The sequence below is a fragment of the Clostridium sp. genome (assembly GCF_051650885.1).
Classification (GTDB): domain Bacteria; phylum Bacillota; class Clostridia; order Clostridiales; family Clostridiaceae; genus Clostridium.
The window spans coordinates 1-4,839 of sequence record NZ_JBOFRG010000258.1; the positions used below are offsets into that span (position 1 = coordinate 1).

The window sequence follows — 4,839 nt, forward strand, 5'->3', positions numbered from 1 at the left end:
AACTTTTAGATATTCTTTTTGAATTAGTTGAAAATGAGGAAATATCAGTTTTATATTCAACTCATGTTACTACAGATTTAGAAAGAATTGCAGATTATATTACCTTTGTTAAAAAAGGAAGAATAGAGTTTAGTTTAGAAAAAGACAAATTAATAGAAGAAACGGTTTTAGTTAAAGGAAAGAAAGAAGATTTAAATGAAGAGATAAAGAAATATTTAAAAGGGATACGACTTCATAAATATGGTTTTGAAGCTATAACAAATGAAAAAGAAAAATTAAAAGCTATAAAAGAAAATTTAGTTTTTGAAGAGGCAAGTTTAGACCAAATAATAGTTCATCTTACAAAGGAGGGCTAAAAGCTATGGTATTAGAATTAATAAAATTTAAGATTGAAAGTGCTATGGATATATGGTTTTTCTGGGGAATATTTATAATTACAGTTAATAGAGATATTTTTTATACAAATTTAGATGGAGAATTTACTTTTATCGTATTTGTACCTTTAATTATTTGGGGTTTTGTAGGAAGAAAAGCTGAGATGCATAGTATAATGCCTGTTAGCGAAAAAGAAATGTTAAAGGCAAATATTTGTATTGGAATATTAATGTTAGGGGGGATAGGAGCCTTTTATATAATGAGGGCAGGTCTTTATAATGTAACAATACAGTTTTATTCAGTACTTATAATAATGATAGGGTATGGATGTATTGTTATAATAGGAGAACTTCTAGGAAATATGAAGTATTTAACTAATTCATTGGGATATTTATTTATATGGATGGTATATGCATTTAAGGATATTCAGTTATTAAAATTATTTACTATGGGAACTTTAATTTGGATAGGAATCTTTTTTATATTTATTTATGGAAAGATTCTTAAGAAATTAGGGAATAAAGGAATAAGTATGGAGTGATAATATGGTTAAAGAGCTTGTGAAAATGGATTTAAGAAGAATGGCATTAATGCTAATTGTATATAGTTTTATAGGTTTGCTTTTAGGGGGAACAGGAACATCTAATTTTGTTATGTTTATATTGGGAATGAATGGAATCACAATGTTTTTAGAATCGAGAAAGAGTGATAAGTTTTTAAATGTGTTACCAGTTGATAGGAAGGAAATTTTAAAATCACAAATCTTAACTTCATTTATAATGATAGGAATTTTTTCAATCATTTGTATAATTACATTTTTTCTAGGACAATATAAGGTGGGATATATAGTGCAAAGTCTTGGAGTAGTAATAGTTATGATTGGAATTGTCTTTATTAAGGTTGTAGAATTTAATATAGAGGAAAATAATATAGGAATAGTATTAAAAAATATACACATAATACTTCCATTAACTCTTTTTATATTAATTATAGTAACAGAGAAGTCGGCAATATATGTATTTAATATATTTTTAATTATAAGTATTGGTGTTTTACTAGTATGGTTTTTAAGCTTTGGAAGAAAATATTATAGAAAACTTAAAATTGTGGCTAAATAATATAATTAACATTTTAAGAACTGTAAAATAATAGTATAAAAATTTGGTATAATAAAACAAAAAGAAAAGATAGGAGTGATTTAGATGAGTAAAAGAAAAGTACTAATTCCTATAGATGGAAGCGAAAAGAGCTTAATATCTTTAGAGTATTTAAAAGATTTTTATGACCCATCAAAGGTTGAAATAATTTTAATGCATGTTAAAGAGATTGTATTTGTAAGTGGAATAGTTATGGCAGACGAAATAAAGGTTGCTGAAGCTTTAGGACAAAAGATATTAGAAAAAGCAATGTCTTATTTATCAGATTATGACTGCACAGGAGAATTCTCTTTTGGATATGCAGGAGATGAAATTTTAGATTACGCAGAAGAAAATAATGTTGAAGTAATTATAATGGGGAAAAATACAAAGAAAAAATTTACAGGAATTGTTGGTTCAGTAACAGCACATGTTGCTAAAAAAACAAAATGTATTTTAGTTATAGTTCCAGAAGTTCAAGAATAGAAAAAAGCCATTTTATGGCTTTTTTTATTTGGGAAAATTTAAAGTGTTATAAAAATAAGTAATCTTATCTTTAAAAATAATGTTAAAATAATTTTATAAGGAAAATAAATTTAGAGAGAAGGTTTGAAGATGAATTATAAAGTAGATAAAGAACTTGTTTTAAAAAGAGCAAAAGAAATATTAGAATTTGATAGCCCTACAGGATTTTGTTTTGAAATAATAAACAAAATAGAAGAAATTGTTAAAGAATATGGGTATAACTTTGAAAAAACTAACAAAGGTTGTGGAATAATTACAATTGATGGAGAAAGTAACGAGCAAACTATAGGACTTTGTGCACATGTAGATACCTTAGGTGCAATGGTTAGGTCAATAACTCCAAGTGGAACTTTAAAGTTTACAATATTAGGTGGACCTATAGTACCAACTCTAGATAGTGAATATTGCACGATAAGAACAAGAGATGGAAAAATATATACTGGAACATTTTTAAGTACAAGTCCAGCAGCACATGTTTTTGAGGATAGTAAATCAAAACCTAGAGATGAAAAAAACATGGAAATTAGAATTGATGAAGTAGTTAAAAATAAAAAAGACGTAGAAGAGTTAGGAATAAATCCAGGAGACTTCATTTTTATAGACCCAAAAACTGTTATAACAGAAAGTGGATTTATAAAATCAAGATTTATTGATGATAAAGGAAGCGTTGCAGCATTACTTTCAATGCTTGAATTAATAAAAAGAGAAAATATAAAATTAAAATATAAAACAAAAATATTAATTTCAGTATATGAAGAAGTAGGACATGGTTCATCATATATTCCAAGTGATATTACAGAACTTATTGCAGTAGATATGGGATGTATTGGAGATGATTTATCTTGCAATGAATATCAAGTTTCAATCTGCGCAAAAGATAGTAGTGGACCATATGATTTTAATATGACAACTGACTTAGTAAATCTAGCAAAAGAAAACAACATAGATTACGCAGTGGACATATATCCTATGTATGGTTCAGATGTAAGTGCAGCACTTAGAGGTGGAAATGATATTAGAGGTGCCCTTATAGGTCCTGGAGTTCATGCAAGTCATGGAATGGAAAGAACACATTATATAGCAATAGAAAACACAATAAAATTATTAATTGCATATTTAAGTAAATAGATTATTTGTAATAAATTAAAAGAGCGTAATAGAGTAAGTTTTATCTATTATGCTCTTTTAGATTTTTATAGGTATAGAATTAATCTCGGAATAGTTTATTAAGTAGGCACATTAAAATTTAGGATGCCAATATGCAGAGGCTTCTTCCTCTAATTTTTTTAATCTAACATAGTAATCAGGAAACTCATTTAAATGAGCTAATGCTATTTTACCTGTAAGAAGTGGATCATCATCAGTAACATTTGTTTTAGGTGATCTTGCACCATGTTCAAGTTCTACATTCATACCTTGGGTAAAATCATAGATATCAAAAAGTTCATTAGAGAAGCAAATTTTTAGTATTCTAGCTACTATAGAGGCTTCTTCTACAGTAAAATGAGTTTTTACTTTATATCGGCAATGATTAGATTGGTCGATAAAAAAGTTGTTATTAGTTGTATCGTTTTGCATTTTTAAATTCTCCTAATAAGTATTTCTATTAGTATGATATTTTAAAGTGTAGAGATTGTGATTGTAAATTTTAAGAGTGAAAAAATAGAGAAAGTGAATTAATGAGTGAGAATAGGAGAGTTGAGAGTTTTTGAATATTTTAATATAATTATGGTAATAAATTAAAATAAACGGGAGGAGTTTAGTGAAGTTATGATAAAAAGCGATGTAAATTATACTTTGGATGATGAAGTTAGAGAAGAAATAAAAAGAGTAAAAGAAGTGATAATGAAAGTCGTAAAAAAATCTAAGGTGTATCTTTTTGGTTCAATAGCAAAGGGAAGGTATTCTAAAGATAGTGATATAGATGTGTTAGTTCTGATAAATGAAGGACTAGAAATAAAAAGTTTAAGAAAACTTAGAAATGATATAGAAGATAAAATTGAAGAAGAAAGTATAAAAAGAGCGGTAGATATAAAATTATATGAAGAAACTAGGTTTAGTGAACTTTCAAAAAAAGTTTCTTTTGAGAAAGATATAATAAAAGATTTAATTGATATAGGAGAGTGGTAACATGGGAAATAAAGATATGTTTTATTTTGCAGATATAGATGAAAAATTTATTTTAAATACAAAAGATATAGATGGATTAGAAGATGGGGTGCTTGTACATTGCCAGCAATGTATAGAAAAGAACATAAAGGGAATTGTACAATCTAGATATGGGTTAGTTAGTAGAGAACATAATTTAGTTAAATTGTTAGAATTATTATATAGACAAGACTATCCAGAAGTGAAAAAATATAAAAGCTTATGTAGAGATTTAAAAGATTTTTATTTTAGTAGAAGATATGCATCAGATGATTATGAGATTTTAGATAAAGAAGAGTATGAAGACTATATAGAGCAGTTTTTTGAATTATTAGAAATTTTGAAGAATATAAGAGAAAGTATTAGAAAATAAATAAGGCTCCATTTAAGTAGAGTTCTAACTTTACTTAAATAGAGCCTTATTTTAATTTTAGTATAAATTTGACTACTTGAATCTATAAATAGAAAGTGTATTCATAAAAAATTAGTATATTTTTTATAAATTTAATTAAAAAAGATATTTCTTAGTAGAAATATGATAGGAATAGTAAGAATTAATTGATAAATTATAGTAAAATTAAAATTTACATATATATTTAATGTTTTTTAGATTTTTAATAGGGGACGGATATTTAAAAAGTACATTTAATAATAA

At 26.0% G+C, this 4,839-nt stretch carries 7 protein-coding genes and 1 pseudogene; 7 read left to right on the forward strand and 1 reads right to left on the reverse strand.

Annotated elements, in window-relative coordinates; translation table 11 throughout:
• The 5 genes and pseudogenes from ACRC28_RS12335 to ACRC28_RS12355 all read left to right on the forward strand — a co-directional run.
• A pseudogene (locus tag ACRC28_RS12335) lies at nt 1-356 on the forward strand (sodium ABC transporter ATP-binding protein); the annotation flags it as partial.
• Between the two features lie 5 nt (nt 357-361).
• Nucleotides 362-916: a hypothetical protein gene (locus ACRC28_RS12340; protein WP_438543747.1), complete on the forward strand. Its 555-nt coding sequence runs from the start codon at nt 362-364 to the stop codon at nt 914-916.
• A 4-nt stretch (nt 917-920) separates the two neighbouring features.
• Nucleotides 921-1,493, forward strand: coding sequence for a hypothetical protein (locus ACRC28_RS12345; protein WP_438543748.1), 573 nt, complete (start codon nt 921-923; stop codon nt 1,491-1,493).
• 84 nt (nt 1,494-1,577) lie between these two features.
• Nucleotides 1,578-1,997, forward strand: a complete 420-nt coding sequence (locus ACRC28_RS12350) for a universal stress protein (protein ID WP_438543749.1) — start codon at nt 1,578-1,580, stop codon at nt 1,995-1,997.
• Between the two features lie 129 nt (nt 1,998-2,126).
• Nucleotides 2,127-3,164 carry a M42 family metallopeptidase gene (locus ACRC28_RS12355; RefSeq protein ID WP_438543750.1) on the forward strand — a complete coding sequence of 346 codons (1,038 nt, stop codon included), beginning with the start codon at nt 2,127-2,129 and terminating at the stop codon, nt 3,162-3,164.
• A gap of 111 nt (nt 3,165-3,275) precedes the next feature.
• On the opposite strand, the gene ACRC28_RS12360 is transcribed toward ACRC28_RS12355, so the two are convergent.
• Nucleotides 3,276-3,614: a DUF5661 family protein gene (locus tag ACRC28_RS12360; RefSeq protein WP_438543751.1), complete on the reverse strand. Its 339-nt coding sequence runs from the start codon at nt 3,612-3,614 to the stop codon at nt 3,276-3,278.
• Between the two features lie 192 nt (nt 3,615-3,806).
• Between ACRC28_RS12360 and ACRC28_RS12365 the strand changes: the two genes are divergently transcribed.
• Together ACRC28_RS12365 and ACRC28_RS12370 are read left to right on the forward strand one after the other, a co-directional pair.
• Entirely contained in the window at nt 3,807-4,166 is a 360-nt protein-coding gene (locus ACRC28_RS12365; protein ID WP_438543752.1) for a nucleotidyltransferase domain-containing protein, read from the forward strand.
• Nucleotide 4,167: 1 nt separating this feature from the next.
• Nucleotides 4,168-4,557 carry a HEPN domain-containing protein gene (locus tag ACRC28_RS12370; RefSeq protein ID WP_438543753.1) on the forward strand — a complete coding sequence of 130 codons (390 nt, stop codon included), beginning with the start codon at nt 4,168-4,170 and terminating at the stop codon, nt 4,555-4,557.
• Nucleotides 4,558-4,839 lie beyond the last annotated feature (282 nt).